This window comes from Halobacterium sp. R2-5, assembly GCF_011734195.1.
Lineage (GTDB): Archaea > Halobacteriota > Halobacteria > Halobacteriales > Halobacteriaceae > Halobacterium.
The window spans coordinates 939,986-954,332 of the sequence record NZ_JAANTH010000002.1; the positions used below are offsets into that span (position 1 = coordinate 939,986).

General features: G+C 64.3%; 16 protein-coding genes and 1 tRNA gene. 6 read left to right on the forward strand and 11 right to left on the reverse strand.

The genetic code is table 11. From position 1 onward, the window contains the following. The first annotated feature begins 65 nt into the window (after positions 1-65). A complete protein-coding gene (gene sod, locus G9C83_RS13670) occupies positions 66-668 on the forward strand; it encodes a superoxide dismutase (protein ID WP_167246821.1) in 603 nt (200 codons plus the stop codon). A 29-nt stretch (positions 669-697) separates the two neighbouring features. Here sod and G9C83_RS13675 read toward each other — a convergent pair whose 3' ends face one another. Then, a complete protein-coding gene (locus tag G9C83_RS13675; protein WP_208288732.1) occupies positions 698-1,153 on the reverse strand; it encodes a hypothetical protein in 456 nt (151 codons plus the stop codon). 101 nt (positions 1,154-1,254) lie between these two features. On the opposite strand from G9C83_RS13675, the gene G9C83_RS13680 reads away from it, so the two are divergent. Further along, positions 1,255-1,524 carry a DUF5827 family protein gene (locus tag G9C83_RS13680; protein ID WP_167246823.1) on the forward strand — a complete coding sequence of 90 codons (270 nt, stop codon included), beginning with the start codon at positions 1,255-1,257 and terminating at the stop codon, positions 1,522-1,524. Here the strand turns inward: G9C83_RS13680 and G9C83_RS13685 are convergent, their stop codons facing one another. Together G9C83_RS13685 and G9C83_RS13690 are read right to left on the reverse strand one after the other, a co-directional pair. Beyond that, the gene (locus tag G9C83_RS13685) at positions 1,525-2,103 is read right to left on the reverse strand and encodes an MBL fold metallo-hydrolase (protein ID WP_167246825.1); all 579 of its coding nucleotides are present in this window, start codon (positions 2,101-2,103) and stop codon (positions 1,525-1,527) included. Between the two features lie 49 nt (positions 2,104-2,152). Further along, the gene (locus G9C83_RS13690; RefSeq protein ID WP_167246827.1) at positions 2,153-2,497 is read right to left on the reverse strand and encodes a cupin domain-containing protein; all 345 of its coding nucleotides are present in this window, start codon (positions 2,495-2,497) and stop codon (positions 2,153-2,155) included. A gap of 87 nt (positions 2,498-2,584) precedes the next feature. On the opposite strand from G9C83_RS13690, the gene thyX reads away from it, so the two are divergent. Further along, complete coding sequence (gene thyX / locus G9C83_RS13695) at positions 2,585-3,328, forward strand: FAD-dependent thymidylate synthase (protein ID WP_167246829.1); 744 nt, start codon at positions 2,585-2,587, stop codon at positions 3,326-3,328. 96 nt (positions 3,329-3,424) lie between these two features. Further along, a tRNA-Glu gene (locus tag G9C83_RS13700) sits at positions 3,425-3,499 on the forward strand. 181 nt (positions 3,500-3,680) lie between these two features. Here the strand turns inward: G9C83_RS13700 and G9C83_RS13705 are convergent. The 3 genes from G9C83_RS13705 to G9C83_RS13715 form a co-directional block, all read right to left on the reverse strand. Then, complete coding sequence (locus G9C83_RS13705; protein WP_347877809.1) at positions 3,681-4,091, reverse strand: twin-arginine translocase TatA/TatE family subunit; 411 nt, start codon at positions 4,089-4,091, stop codon at positions 3,681-3,683. Next, complete coding sequence (locus G9C83_RS13710) at positions 4,004-4,492, reverse strand: Lrp/AsnC family transcriptional regulator (protein WP_167246831.1); 489 nt, start codon at positions 4,490-4,492, stop codon at positions 4,004-4,006. Before G9C83_RS13710 ends, G9C83_RS13705 begins: the two co-directional genes overlap by 88 nt. A 257-nt stretch (positions 4,493-4,749) precedes the next feature. Then, positions 4,750-6,072, reverse strand: a complete 1,323-nt coding sequence (locus tag G9C83_RS13715) for an aspartate aminotransferase family protein (RefSeq protein ID WP_167246833.1) — start codon at positions 6,070-6,072, stop codon at positions 4,750-4,752. A 1,053-nt stretch (positions 6,073-7,125) separates the two neighbouring features. Here G9C83_RS13715 and G9C83_RS13720 point away from each other — a divergent pair. Together G9C83_RS13720 and G9C83_RS13725 are read left to right on the forward strand one after the other, a co-directional pair. Then, positions 7,126-7,500 (forward strand): DUF5805 domain-containing protein, encoded by a 375-nt coding sequence (locus tag G9C83_RS13720; RefSeq protein WP_167246835.1) that lies wholly within the window; start codon positions 7,126-7,128, stop codon positions 7,498-7,500. 2 nt (positions 7,501-7,502) lie between these two features. Continuing rightward, positions 7,503-8,537, forward strand: coding sequence for a tyrosine-type recombinase/integrase (locus G9C83_RS13725; protein ID WP_167246837.1), 1,035 nt, complete (start codon positions 7,503-7,505; stop codon positions 8,535-8,537). A gap of 177 nt (positions 8,538-8,714) precedes the next feature. Here G9C83_RS13725 and G9C83_RS13730 read toward each other — a convergent pair whose 3' ends face one another. The 5 genes from G9C83_RS13730 to G9C83_RS13750 form a co-directional block, all read right to left on the reverse strand. Next, a complete protein-coding gene (locus G9C83_RS13730; RefSeq protein WP_167246839.1) occupies positions 8,715-9,707 on the reverse strand; it encodes a hypothetical protein in 993 nt (330 codons plus the stop codon). Between the two features lie 98 nt (positions 9,708-9,805). Next, positions 9,806-10,294: an MOSC domain-containing protein gene (locus G9C83_RS13735; RefSeq protein ID WP_167246841.1), complete on the reverse strand. Its 489-nt coding sequence runs from the start codon at positions 10,292-10,294 to the stop codon at positions 9,806-9,808. 65 nt (positions 10,295-10,359) lie between these two features. Continuing rightward, the gene (locus tag G9C83_RS13740; protein ID WP_167246843.1) at positions 10,360-11,244 is read right to left on the reverse strand and encodes a PhzF family phenazine biosynthesis protein; all 885 of its coding nucleotides are present in this window, start codon (positions 11,242-11,244) and stop codon (positions 10,360-10,362) included. Positions 11,245-11,480: 236 nt separating this feature from the next. Then, positions 11,481-13,766 (reverse strand): DUF1156 domain-containing protein, encoded by a 2,286-nt coding sequence (locus tag G9C83_RS13745; RefSeq protein ID WP_167246846.1) that lies wholly within the window; start codon positions 13,764-13,766, stop codon positions 11,481-11,483. A gap of 262 nt (positions 13,767-14,028) precedes the next feature. Then, a complete protein-coding gene (locus tag G9C83_RS13750) occupies positions 14,029-14,199 on the reverse strand; it encodes a hypothetical protein (RefSeq protein WP_167246848.1) in 171 nt (56 codons plus the stop codon). Positions 14,200-14,347 lie beyond the last annotated feature (148 nt).

Sequence of the window (14,347 nt, forward strand, 5' to 3'; positions counted from 1 at the left end):
TGTTGCCACGGACGCCACAAACGTTTAACACGAACCGCAACGATTGTTCTCACGGTGATAGCACAATGAGTGACTACGAACTCCCACCGCTGCCGTACGACTACGACGCTCTCGAACCGCACGTCTCCGAGCAGGTGCTGACGTGGCACCACGACACCCACCACCAGGGCTACGTCAACGGCTGGAACTCCGCCGAGGAGACCCTCCAGTCCAACCGCGAGGACGGTGACTTCGCCTCCTCGTCGGGCGCCATCCGGAACGTCACGCACAACGGCTCCGGGCACATCCTGCACTCCATCTTCTGGAACAACATGAGCCCGAACGGCGGCGGCGAGCCCGAGGGCGACCTCCGGGAGCGCATCGAGGAGGACTTCGGCTCCTACGAAGCGTGGGAGGGTGAATTCCGCGCGGCCGCCTCCGCTGCCGGGGGCTGGGCGCTGCTCGTCTACGACAGCCACTCCGAGCAGCTCCGCAACGTCGTCGTCGACAAGCACGACCAGGGCGCCCTCTGGGGATCCCACCCGATTCTGGCCCTCGACGTCTGGGAGCACTCCTACTACTACGACTACGGCCCCGACCGCGGCGACTTCGTCGACAACTTCTTCGAGGTCGTCGACTGGGACGACGTCGCAGAGCGCTACGACGAAGCCGTCTCGCTGTTCGAGTAACGGGGTCCACCCACCGGTTTTTCTTCGCGCTACGCCTCCCCGGGAGCCACGGGTGCGAACGCCGAGACGCCGTGCTCGACGCCGAGGTCCTGGACCGTGTCAGTGAGCGCGCCGAAGTCGTAGCTCCTGCCGTCCGCGTCGACGCCGACGAGCACACCGACCCGGCGGTCGTCGCCGACGAGGAACGTCCGGAACAGCTCCCACGTGTCGAACCCGCGGTGCGTGTACCGGAACTCGGAGTAGTGGAGGCGGTCGTAGGTCTCCCGCGTGACGAAGCCGTAGCGCTCGTTGTCGAGGTGTTTCTCCACCTCGACGTCCTCGATCTGCTCGGCGACGTCCTCGCGGAGGAACAGCGGCTGCTGGGAGTGCTCGTCGAGCACCCAGACGTCCCGGAGGCGTTCCCCGAGGGCGTCCCGGAGCGCCGCCACCAGCGCCGCCTTCCCGTCGTCGATACCCGACTGCGGCTGCGTGTCGTACGTTGTCATGCGACCGCGTACCGTGGGATGTGCGAGTCGCTCGGATAAGCGTTCCCCAATCGGCGACCGGCCACCGGGGGTTTTTTCGGCGCCACGCGCGCACGTCAGGTATGCCCGTTCCGAAGGACGACTTCGACGCGCTCCACCCGTGCGACTTCTACACGCCCGCGGAGCTGCTCGACGACGACCGGATGTACACCGTCTACGAGATCGCCCGGCTCCTCCAGGACCTCGACGCCGACGAGGAACTCGACCCGGAGACGGAGAACGTCCTCCTCGACTGGGCGATCCCGTGGATCATGTTCCACAGCGAGGACCTCGTCGTCGCCGAACCCCGGGACGAGGAGGAGCCCGGCTACTACGGCGTCGCCGAAGCGTAACTACCGCTGCCGGGCGGCCTGCGCCGCGAACTCGATGTTCTCCACCGCGTTGCTCGTGACGCTCGGGCCGTGGCCCGTGTGCATCACGTCGAGGTCGCCGTCCACGACGTCGAGCACGCGCTCGATGCTCTCGACGAGCGTCCCGCGGTCGCCGCCTTCGAGGTCCGTGCGGCCGAAGCTCCCGTTCGCGAACACGAGGTCCGCGGCGAACAGCACGCCCGCGTCCCGCGAGTAGAAACACAGGTGGTGTGGCTCGTGGCCGGGCGTGTGCAGTGCCTCGTACTCGTCGTCGCCGATAGTGACGGTGTCGCCGTCCGCGAGTTCGTGGTCGATGCCGTCGTGGCTCGCGTCGAACCCCCACGCGTCCACGCCGAACGCATCTTTGATGTCGTCGAGGTTCCCGACGTGGTCCGGGTGCGGGTGCGTCACCAGCACCGCGTCCAGACTGTCGACGTGCTCCCTGAGCGCGCCGACGGCGTCGAAGTTCGCGCCCGGGTCGACGAGCACGGTGCGCTCGCCGCCCACGAGGAACGCGTTGCTCGTGAACGCCTGCACGCCAGCGGCGATGTTCGTGACCATGCGTCGCCTACGGCAGCCCGCACTTAGGCGTTGGCGGGACGATGCGAGCCTACGCGTCCCGCGGCGCGCCGACGAGCACGAGCTCGGAGTAGTGGTCGCGGTTCAGAATCTGGCGGCTCTCCTGGGAGTCGATTCGAATCGCCTCGCGTTCGCCCAGGGAGACCGTCTCCCCGTCGAACGCCACGTCCACGCCGCCCTCCGCGACGTAGTACACCTCCTCCTGGCCGTCGCCGCCGTGGTCGTGTTCCATCCCCTCGGCGTTCGGCTCCATCGTGAACACCGTGAACGCCACCTCGTCCGTGTCGAGAGCGTCCTTCATGCGGAACATCTCGGCGCGAGCGTCGTCTGGGAGCGGCGATTCCGCGTCGGCGATCGTCCCCTTCTGGTAGGGCATACGAGACGGTTCGGCGGACTCGCCCTTCTGATTACTGGCCGTTCGTTCGGAGCGCTTTTGTCCGCGGCGCGAGCATCCACGGCCAACATGCGAGTACGTCTCCTCGACGCGACCGACGACCCCGAAGAGCTCATCTGCCGGGGCGCGCGCAACGACTACATGAGCGGCTGGGTCGCCGAACAGGACTTCCGGGAAGTGATGGACGGCGTCGAGGGCGACGACGTAGAAGCCCAGAAAGCGAACTTCCTCGCGAAGCTCCTCAAACGCGGCCACTACGGGCCCTTCGAGCACCCGAGCGCGACGTTCGCCATCGAGGGGATGAGCCGCTCCTGTATGGCCCAGCTCACCCGCCACCGCCACGCGAGCTTCGACGTGCAGTCGATGCGCTACGTCGCCTTCGACGACGTCGACCCCGCGGACGTCGAGGACGGAGAGATGGTCGTCACGCCGCCGTCGGCGACCGACCCGGACTGGATCGGCCGCAACCAGAAGAACGCCGACGTCGACGACGAGACGGTCGAGAAACGCGAGGAAGTCTTCCGGAAGTCGGTCCGCCAGTCCGTCGAGGACTACCAGGAACTCCTCGACCTCGGCATGCCGCCCGAGGACGCGCGCTTCGTCCTCCCCATCGGCACCGAAGTGAACGTCGTCGTCACCCTGAACCCGCGCTCGCTGATGCACATCGCGGACATGCGCGCCGCCGCCGACGCCCAGTGGGAGATCCGTGACCTCACCGAGCAGCTGCTCGACCTCGCAGCCGAGTGGTGCCCGCACACCTTCGACTACTACGAGGCCGAGATGAAACACCGGAAGAACCGCCTCGCGCCCTGACGCCCGCTGGTGGAACGCGGCCTCCGCTACGACGTGGCACACCGCTCCCGAGACGAAACCGTTATTTGTACCCCTCGGCTACGAAAGAGTGGACGCGCTCCGTTGGTGTAGTCCGGCCAATCATCTTGCCCTCTCACGGCAAGGACTAGGGTTCAAATCCCTGACGGAGCATTCCAACTTCCTGCCGTCCGGTAGTTCTCTCCCGTAGCCGAGGGTGTATTTCCCGAGCGTCTCGGCCTGTTTGCTGCCTCGTATCCGCGTGAAACTGCGGATTGGCGCCGAAGGTGTCCTCTCTGGCTCGTTACCACATCTCGACAAAACGCCAGGTCTATGCGAGTTACTTCGAGGGTAGTTACTCTGCGTTTTGCGGGCCGGCCGCGGAGTCAGACTCTGATTCGGTATCTGCTGACTCACCTGGTGACGTCATCTCCTTCAGTTCGTTCTCGACTTCAGAGCGACCTTTCTGGAATTCGCCAGTTGCTTTCCCCGATGAACGTGCGAGCTCTGGCAGTTTCTGAGCGCCGAACAGGAGGATGATGACCCCGGCGATGATGGCGAGTTCGACGCCACCGAGACCGCCGAGAAACAGCGGGAGTGTCCTCAGGAACGTGGAAGTTGTCCGATTGAAACACGCCTCTCGGGGCAGAGCGAGGTCACGAAGCGCTCGATCAGAGGCTACTCGTCGACGAGCGCGTCGACGAGCGTGTCGTACTCGAAGTCGTTGATGGGGTGGGATTCGTCTTTCACTCGGGTGATGGCGAATCGGGAACTCGTCCGCGTGATCTCGTCGATCGCCTCGTAGTCCCCGATGAGCGATTCGGCCATCTCCCGATCGACGACGTGGGTGATGACGATGAAGTCTGTATCGCCGATCGTGAAGTACACCTGATTGACGCCCTCGATGTCGGCGATCTTCTCGCCGACCGTCTCGTGGTAGTCTTCGCCGAACTCCGCGTACACCTCCGTGATGAGCGTGATCGACAGTCCCAGCTCGGCGAGATCCATGTCCGACAGGTCGTTTTTCAGAACGCCGTCCTCTCGGAGCTGGTTCAACCGATAGTGGACGGTGGACTTCGGGATGTCCGTGTGTTGCTCTATCTTCTCCGGACTGTTGGTGCCTTCCTCTGCAACCGTCGTCAGAATCTGGATGTCTTTTTCGTCCATGGATTCCCTCGTGTTTCGAACTGTATCGAGTGTGAGAAACTACCAACCAATCACAGATATATCTTTACTATTTTCGAACTACGTTCAGAAAAACATCCGAATATGGGAGGGTAGTCAAACACGACCGGCGCGGGCCCGACTGAGAGGGCGACGACTCCCCTGCGAAAACCACCCGCTCGTGGGATGGAGCAGTCCACTATGCGGACCTCTGTCTGTTGTGGAGAGGACGTTGCAGCCGACGTAAAAAGAAGCCGCGGTCAGCGAGTCTCCTCGTCGAGCGCGTCCTCGATCGCGGTGACGGTGCGTTCGAGTTGGTCTCGGGAAATCGAGAGCGGGGGCTGGAAGCGGAGGACGTTCGAGTAGAACCCGCCGACGCCCATCACAATCCCGTCCTCCCGGAGCTGCTCGCCGACGCGTTTTGCGAGTTTGGCGTCCGGTGCCGGCGCGACGTTCATCGGACCGTCCCCCGACGGGTCGACCAATTCGACGCCCTGCATCAGCCCGAGCCCCCGGGTGTCGCCGACGACGTCGTAGGCGGCTTCGAGCTCGGCTAGCCGGTCGTCGAGCCAGGCGCCCTGGTCGCGCGCGTTCGCGACGAGACCGTCCTGGAGCTCGCCGATGGTCGCCTGGGCTGCTGCGCAGGAGACCGGGTTCCCGCCGAACGTCGAGAGGTGGTCGCCGGACTCGAAGGCGTCGGCGATCTCCTCGCGGGCGGTAAACGCGCCGAGCGGGAGGCCGTTCGCGATGCCTTTCGCCTGCGGCATGATGTCCGGGACGACGTCGAAGTGGTCGCTCGCCCACATCTCGCCGGTCCGCCCGTAGCCCGTCTGTACCTCGTCGACGATCAGCAAGCCACCGTGCTCGTGGGTGATCTCCTGGATTCGTTCGAGCCAGCCCTCCGGCGGCACGATAATCCCGCCCTCGCCCATCACGGGCTCGACGATGACGCCGGCGAGGTCGCCGGACGTGTGCGTATCGATGATGTGTTCGAGCTGGTTCGCGCAGTCGGCCGTACAGGACTCACCATCACAGCGTGGACACCGGTAGCTGTACGGCGGGGCGACGTGTGCGACGTCGTTCAGCGTCGGCGCCATCTCGTCCTTGTAGGCCTTGTTTCCGGTGAGCGAGAGGGAGCCGAGGGTTCGGCCGTGGAAGGACATCTCTAAGGCGATCACTTCCTTCGAGCCGGTGTACTTCCGAGCGAGTTTCACGGCGCCTTCGACGGCTTCTGTCCCCGAATTCGCGAAGAACGTTTTCTGCAGGTCGCCGGGCGTTACTTCGGCTAGTTTCTCGGCGAGGTCCGCAGCCGGCTGGTGCGGGTGCAGGTACGTACAGCCGTGGACGAACTCGTCGAGTTGGTCTTTGGCAGCTTCGACGACGGCTTCCTCCCGGTGTCCAGCGTTAGTCACCGAGATGCCCGAGAAGACGTCGAGGTATTCGTTGCCGTCGAAGTCCTCGACGGTACAGCCTTCGGCCCGCTTGATGGGGACGTTGAGGCTCTTCCAGATCGGCATGAGGTACTGTTCGTACTGGTTCTCGATCGCCGCGTTGCCCACCGGCGAAGATTGCTCTTGGGTCATAGGCGCCTCTACATCGATGGATTAAATCCTATGCCTTAACACTTTCTCAGACTAAATTCGGTCTATCTATAATAACGTGAACGTAGTTCGAACTACGCGGCTCGGGAGGTGTATTCAGATATTAAAACGGCCCAGCGCGTGCTTTCCGAAATCGGTTCGAAGACGTTCCTCGACACGTAGAACGGCTTTCCCCGCACCAAACTGATGCATACACCGTATCGCCGACGGTTCGCGAGAATTCGTTCCGGATACGCGAGGAGTTCGTGGTGGCGCCGTCAGGAATTTTTGTATAGTGGAATGTGATTTACAAGTTCTCTTTCAGAGGTTCCGTGACCTTATCGACAGCATCCCGCACAGGCGGCAGGCAGAACATCGCCTCGTCGTCGCCGTCGGGCAATCTGACCCGGCCGTTCGAGAAACGAGACTACTGCGGTCTCTCCGTCGAAGCAGTTGTAGCCGGCAGTCCGTGTCTTCGCTGCTGCACCGTGTCCAGGTCGCCAGACGGGGCGTCTCGGGCCGAGTTCGCAGGTCTCCTCTCGACAGCAGTGTCCTGCCGTTGCAGAGTTAGATTCCCCCGGAATGCGGAACCTCGTCGAGCGACGATCGAGTACCGCCCCCGTGGGTTGAAGGAGCAGACGTCGTCTACCAACTGAGCTTCGATGAGGTGGAGAGTCTGTCGAACGGGTAGCGGGGAAGTTCGCCTATCGGGATTGACTTGCTGAAGCCGTCGGCCGTTCAAGGGGACTACCGTTCTCCCGGGGGCGAACGAGTTCCTCGAACGTAGTCCACACGTTCGAGAGACCGAAGAGTACGGTGAGCGACTGGGCGGAGCTGAACCCGGGGGATGACAGCAGGGCACCGTCTTCGTTTCGTGACTCGACCCGCTGCCGGAGGTGCTGTATACTGTAGCTGGATTAGGAAGGTAATCTGACTACACTATGCAAATACTCGGCCTCTAAACACCGCTGTTTGGTGCTTCTAATCGGATTAGTCTACTAACCCAGCTACAGTACCCCAACTGTTAACCCCCCAGTGGGAGACGCTCGTAGTACCATGAGCGACGACGTGAAACTCAACGTCACCGTTCCCGAACACCAACGCGACGTCTACGACGACGAAGCCCGCGAAATGGGGTTCAGTAGTCGCTCCGCGTACGTCCGCGCGATGGTCAACGCTGGACGCCGGGATTTCGGCCTCAACCCCCAGGGGTCGGACGGCGAAAACACCACTCTAGCCGATTTCATCGAAGACCGCATCGTCACCACCATCGAGAACGAGGACGGCGTCGGCCGTGACGAGGTCGTCGACGAAGTCGCTGGCGACGTCGAAGCCACCGTCACTGACTGCCTCGGCCGGCTCGACGAGACCGGACGGATCGACTACGACATCAAGCGCGACGGTCTCGTCGTCCGCGAAGACGGTGACTGACTGTGGGGCAGTCCACCACCGCCGCCAGCGACGATCCGATCGCGACGTTCATCGACGAAATCGAGCTGTACGGCCGGTCGGCGACCACCATCAGTGACTACGAGACGACCCTCGGACAGTTCCGCCGACACCTCGAAGACCGGGGCGTCACCGTCGCGGAGGCCACCAGACAGGACTGCCTGCGGTGGATCCAGTCCCTGCGCGATTCCGGATACGCGGACGGGTCGATTCGCACGAAAGCCGTCCACGTGAACCGGTTCTACGGGTACATGGTCCAGGCCGGCGCGTTCGACGAGAACCCGATGATGGTCGTGATGGAGGAGATGAGCGAACGCGGCGACTCGGCACCGACGCGCCGGCGAGTCAGCGTTCCCGAGATGCAGGCGTTCATCGACGACATCCGCAACCCCCTCCACCGGGCGATCGTGTTGACGCTGGCGAAAACGGGGATTCGCGTCGGCGAGCTCTGCAACCTCGACCTGCGAGACGTCCACCTCGACCATCCCGCGAGCACCGAGTACTACGGCGTCCAGCCGCGGGCCGCGGTGCGGGACCGTTCCAATACGCTGTTCGTCGCTAGCGACATCGACGTCGGCGACGTGGTGAACGGCGGGGAGCGAACGGAAGGGAACAAACGCCACCGGGACACGCGGATTCCCGTCGACGAGGAGTTACAGCGAGCACTCGTGGAGTGGTTGGCCGTCCGTCCGGACGTTCCCGGGGACGGCGAGCCGCTGTTCGTGAACATCTCCACCGCGTACGGGGAGCGACTGACGAGTGGCATGGTGCGGTCGTACGTCACCGCGTTGGCGAGAGAACGCGGCTGGTACACGACCGGCGCGGGCGTCGAGGAGAACGTCACCCCCCACTACTTCCGGCACTTCTTCACGACGCAGATGCGGCGTCGCACTGGCGAGGGGTACCTCGTGAAGTACCTCCGCGGGGACGTCGGTGACGTGATGGACCGGTACACGCACAACTGGGAAGAGCTGGTTCGAGAGCCGTACCTCGAACACTCCTTCCGGTTGTCCGAGTGATTCGATACTGCTCGGTGCGAAATTTGTAAACTCTATTCTAGGATATAGACTGCGTCCATCGCGTTTCGACCTCCGGACGAACGGTGGTCCTCGTCGCGTTCTACGTGTACCGCTCGAGAACACGATTCCAGAATCTGGATTTCAGCACGTCAGTCGACGATCTTCGTCGCTACTCGGTCACTCGCTCGGGTCGTCGGTGACCCGGAGCGAGCGCTCGTAGTAGGTGTCTTCGTACTGTATCATCTCCGGCTCGTTCGCCTGGACGCCGGCGTCTTTCCGGACGTTCCCGTCGATGAAGGGGCGCCTGTCGAGCGCGCGAAGCAGTTCCTCGTAGGCGTCCGAGAACGGGTGGGTTTCACTGTAGCCGTCGGCTCTGGCTTCGGTGAGTATCCGCCGGGCGTCGGTCGAGAGGTCCGCCTGTGAGACTCGCGCGCCGACGAACGTGGCTCTGAGAATCGCCTCCATTCGGCCGGGGTCTCCGGCGACTGGTTCGGCCGTCGGGCGGTAGACGGCCTCGTGGAACTGCTCGTGAGTGAGTTCGACCTCGTAGGTGGTGTCCCGGTAGGTGACGTAGTCGGGGCCGTCTTCGGCGAGCAGTTCGCTCTCCTCGCGGGCCGCATCGCTTCGATAGACGTACCCGCCGCGCTGGACCAGCCCCACCGGGTAGCCGCCCTCGTTGCCCCGGGCCCGCGCAGCGAAGTGGGCGACACGGACCGCTCGCTGGTCGCCGTCGGGCAGGGCTCCGTCTTCGCTCCCGTCGACGGGTGTCGCGGTCGAACCTTCGGCCTCGAACAGTCGGAGCACCGGATGGGTTTCGGTGACCTCGTCGACGACGACCGAGCCCAGTTGGTAGTAGGTCTCCTCGTGGAGGACGTAGGCGGGGTCGTCGGGACTCGCGAAGAAGGGTCTGCGGTGCTGGGTCGTGTACCGCTCGTCGTTCAGCGCGGCGTCGAGCGCCTGGTCGTCCCAGGTGTCGTCGGGGTCGTCGCGCTCGTGGACGTACCTGTTCCGGAGCGGGCCGTCGATTCGCGCGAGCGACAGTGTGAGCTCTATCCCAGTGTCCTCACTCGCGGTGTCGTCGCTGAATCCGAGACAGCCCGCGGACGCCGTGATTCCGGCGGCCAGTCCGCTCGCGAGGAGGGCCCGGCGAGAGAGCGAGAAGTCGCGCATATCGTGTCCTCGGCACAGTCACGCAAAGTAGTTCTCCAGACTCAAGTCGCCGTTTGAGCAACCGTTCGCGGACGCTCGTTCGTACGACGTCGAGACTCCTACTCGAGCGGTTCTATCTTGTCGGACGGCCGGATAACTCCGCCTTCGAGGATGTCCGCGCGAAGCCCGCCGCGGTGAGCCAGTGGCTCCAAGACGTCCTTCTCGGTGACGCGCTGCAGGTACCCGCAGGGCTCACACAGCCGGTCGCCGCGACAGACGACCTCGCCGACGCGGAAGCGCTCGCCGACGAGGTGGTTCAGCGCGGCGTCCCGGGTGACGATGTTCCGGCGGTGCTCCCCGGGCGCGAGTTCGATACCCGCCTCGCGCTCGATCCCCTCGATGGCTTCCCGCTCGATGAGCGTCAGATCGTAGCCACCGGGGCGCTGCTCGTCCGGCCCCCACTCGACGAACGTTCCGGTCTCGATCTCGTGGAAGTACCGGTCCCCACGGAGGCCGCCAGGGACGGCCTCGACGTCGCTCCGTTCGACCATCTCGGCTTCGGCCGCCGGAGCAGTGAAGATACGCTCGACAGTTCCCGCGCCGTTCATACTACAGCGTCTCACTACGTCGGCAAATCTCTTGCGTGAGGCGCTATCGGAGCGCCGCTACGTGTTCACTCGAGCCGGCCGTCTAAGACCGGACTCACGCGTCCGCCGACTTCGACGTCGATTCCGTCTGGCGAGCTTGCCGCTCGAAGGTGGAGGAGCGAAGGACGGTCCATCTCGTAGCCCTGTTCGACAGTGACCGCGATCTCGTCCGTGTCGAGGTAGTCGTGCTCGACGAGGTAGGCGGCGAGACAACCGTTCGAGGAGCCCGTCGCGGGGTCTTCTGGGACCCCGGAACAGTCGGCGAACACACGGACGTGCAGGTCGTTGTCCTCGACCGTCTCGGGAGCGAACACGAGCACGTTGAGGTTGCCGTAGTCGTCGATGAGTCGGTCGTAGTACGGCTCCGGTTGCGTCTCGGCTCGCTGGACGGCGTCAAGGGAGGTCAAGGGGACGACGACCGTGGGGAGACCCGTCGAGACGAGCCTGATCGGGTGGGAGTCGTCGATATCCGCCGTGTCGAGGCCGAGGATGTCCGCGAACAGCTCCGGGGAGAACTCGTCGTCGAAGGTCGGCTGAATCTGGCGCATCCAGTAGGTCTCCTCGCCGTCGTGGTCTTCGACCCAGACGGGAATCTGGCCGACGCCGAGGTCGAGCACCACTTCCTCCGGGCGGTCGTCTCGGAGGTACTCTCGAATGACGAACGCCGTCCCGAGTGTCGGATGGCCGGCGAACGGAATCTCCTCGGCGGGGTCGAAGATCCGGACGTCGTAGCCCCCGACTGTCGCGTCGGCTGATTCGACGAACGTCGCTTCGGAGAAGTTCGTCTCGCGGGTGAACGCGAGCATCTCGTCGGTAGCGAGGTTCGACGCGTCACGGACGACTGCCAGCTGGTTTCCCGTGTACTTCCCCTGCGCGAACACGTCCACGAAGTGAACTCGATTTGTCGACATTTGCGCCTACCAACTCGCGGCCGGCGAATATTTGTAGCGGTTCTGACGGGGACGAGTCGTAGTGGCTCCGGGAATCGTTTCTCGGACTCGGTGCAGCCTCAGCTTCGACAGGACGCACAACAGACCGTCTCGTCGTCGAGCCGGAGCGGGTTCTCCCCCGACAGCCTCGACCCGCAGCGCTCACAGGCCAGTGATTCGACGGGGTCGTACTCCTCGAGGAGGTCGAGGTAGATCGCCTATTCGCCGCGGGTGTTGTCCTGAATGATGCCGTAGATCTCCTGGACGACCTCCTTCGCGGTCATCGGCTCCTCGCCGCGGCGGACCTCGCCGTGGTGTTTGGAGTACTCCTGGAAGCACTCCCCCATCTCGATGACGCCGATGTCGCCGTCTTTCAGTTCGCGGTTCTCCTCGAGGACTTCCCGGGTCTCCTCGGCGGTGCGGACGATGCGGCGCCGCAGGGCGTTCCAGGAGATCGGCTGCCGGTCGTCGGTGGGTCTGGCGACGATGACGGTGTCGAAGGAGACGGCTTCCCGTGCCTCTTGGAACTTGTTCAGGTCGGAGTTTATCGGGTACGTGGCGGTGACCTCGAACCCGGTCTCGCAGAGCGACTCCAGTAGCTCGCCCCACGACTCCTCGTCGCTGTGGTGGTACGTGAACGCCAGCACGCCGTCGTCGACGAGCGCCGTGTGGATCGTGTCGAACGCCTCGCCGATCTCGCGCTCGAAGTCCTCGACCGTCTTGTTCTGGGCGGGGTTAGTGACGATGCTCCCGTCGCGGGGCGTCGCGTCGTCGTCGAACGCATCGTAGGTGTCCGACAGCAGGAGCCGGAGCCAGACGTAGAAGTAGTCCGCCAGCTCCGAGTACATCACGTTGTTGTAGTACGGCGGGTCGGTGATCACCGCGTCGTACTCGTCCTCGTCGGTGATCGACCGCATGTCGCCCCGGCTGATCGACGCGTTCTCCCCGATGGGTTGGGCGAACGGCGCCGACTCCCGGGAGTGGCCGTCCTCGTCCACGTAGCGCTCGGTCGGGCTGTTGGCGTACTCGACTCCGGACAAGACCATGTCGACGCTGTTCTCGAACGTGCCGCGTCCCGCTCGCGTCCCCCAGACGTTGTTCTCGACGATCTCGGTCTGGGGGACGAACGCGTTCAGCCGGAAGATGCCCTCGATCTTGTTCGCCGGCATGTTGTAGATCGAGAACGTGTTCTGGAACATCAGCGCGTCCGAGAACGCGAGCAGCAGGTACTCCCGGGCGTCCTCGTCGTCCACGTCGTCGATGGCCCGCAGGAGCGCGCTCAGGCACCGCAACTGACGGGGGTTGTAGAGGTCGGTCCAGCGCTCGTAGCCGTGCTCGAAGATGTCGTGTGCGCCCGGCGCCGAGCCGCTGAACTGGGTCGAGGCCGTGTACCACCCGGCGGGAATCTCCCTGTCGGGCACGTACTCCCGGAGGTCCTCGGACGCCTCCCACGCCCGCTCGGCGGCGTCGATCCGCTCGCGGTCGGCCGGGCTGATCGACTTGTACCCCTTGTACACGTTCCTGTCGCGGCCCTCGTCGTCGCAGTGGTGGCAGTAGTACTCGATGGCGTACGGCCGGAGGTCGAAGTCAGACCGCTCCTCGATGGCGTCGGCGACGCCGTACTTCTGCCCGCAGTCCGGGCAGGTGTACTTGCCCCGCGAGACGTTCCCGTTCTCGGGCACGTACTCGTGGCCGCAGTCCGCACACTCGGTCTCGGTGTGCCAGTCCTCGGTCAGCGAGACGGTGCCGCAGTCCGGACAGCAGACGTTGTACTTGTCGCTGTTCCCGTACCGGCCCTTCGCGACGCGGTAGTCCTTGAACAGCGAGACGGTGTGCCCGCAGGAGACGCAGTCGAGTTCCTTCACCCAGAAGGTGTACATCACGTCCGCCTCGTGGTCCCCGTGGGGACAGGGCGTCCGGTAGTACTCCTGGATCTCCTCGGCGACGGCTTCCCGCACCTGTTCGAAGGCCGTCGCTACGTCCTCGGCGTCGGTCCGGCCGGCGTCGAGTTCCTTCTTCGTGACGAACCACGCCACCGGATTGAGGTCCATCCCCACCGTCTCCGCGCCGAAGCGGGAGGCCTCGACGAGGGAGGTGCCGCCGCCCATGAACGGGTCCAGAACTTTCTTGTCGTCGATGCGGACGTCCTTCGGGTAGAACTCCCAGAGCGACTCGGGATCACCTGAGTCCACTTCGGAGACCGCCTTCAGGCGGTCCGCTTCGTCGACGCCGTTCGCACCGGGGGGCTGGTTCTGCCCGGGTTCGTACACAGAGACGTCCGACGCGTCGGTGTCCTCGTCGAGCAGCGAGTACAGCGAGATCGCGCGGAACAGACACCCCGGCCGCCGCGCCCACCACTTGTGCATCGTGTAGACGGGGCGGTAGTGCTGCTTGGCCCGGCTCTCCTTTTCCGCGATATCGTTCACGTGCTCGATCGGGAATCCGTTCTCGATGGGGAGTTCGGGGCGGTCGCCCGACTGGTCGCCCCGTGGATTCCGAGACATCTACTACCCGCAGAGTGTCCGCTCTCTGTGAAAAGCCGTCCGGTTCGGCCGGGTGAGAGCGTGCGCTGGAAGAACCCGATTCGCGCGAGAGCCTGGACAGAGCACTTCCACCGGGGAAGTACGCAGCCCGCGAACTCTCGCACGCTGCGAGCGCTCGGGACACCCCCTCGTACAGAGACACCCACACCGATCCTCCCTTCGGTCGAACCTACCAGCGTCTGCCACTCCCTCCCACTGGCCGTCCCCTTCTGGAGGGGTTTCGCTATTCGCGGCGCTGCCGGTGCTGTTCCCGCAGCTCTCGCTTCCGGTCGTCGATCGCGTACCGGATGCACTGTTTCGTCTGGCCGGTCGCCTCGCTGAGCGCGGCTTCGAGTTTACGGAGCGTGTCGTCGCCCTCGTAGACCGCGGCGAAGTCGGAAGAACGGCCGGTCACACGAACGGAAGGCGTCCACGAGGGGTAAGGACTGCGCTTGTCGTGAACGGTGGCTCTCGCCCTCGACGGTTAGCGCTCGGAATCACCCACGGTAGCGCCGGCGAGGTCCCGTAGCTGTGTGGCCGAGTGCGGGCCGACATTGACTCTC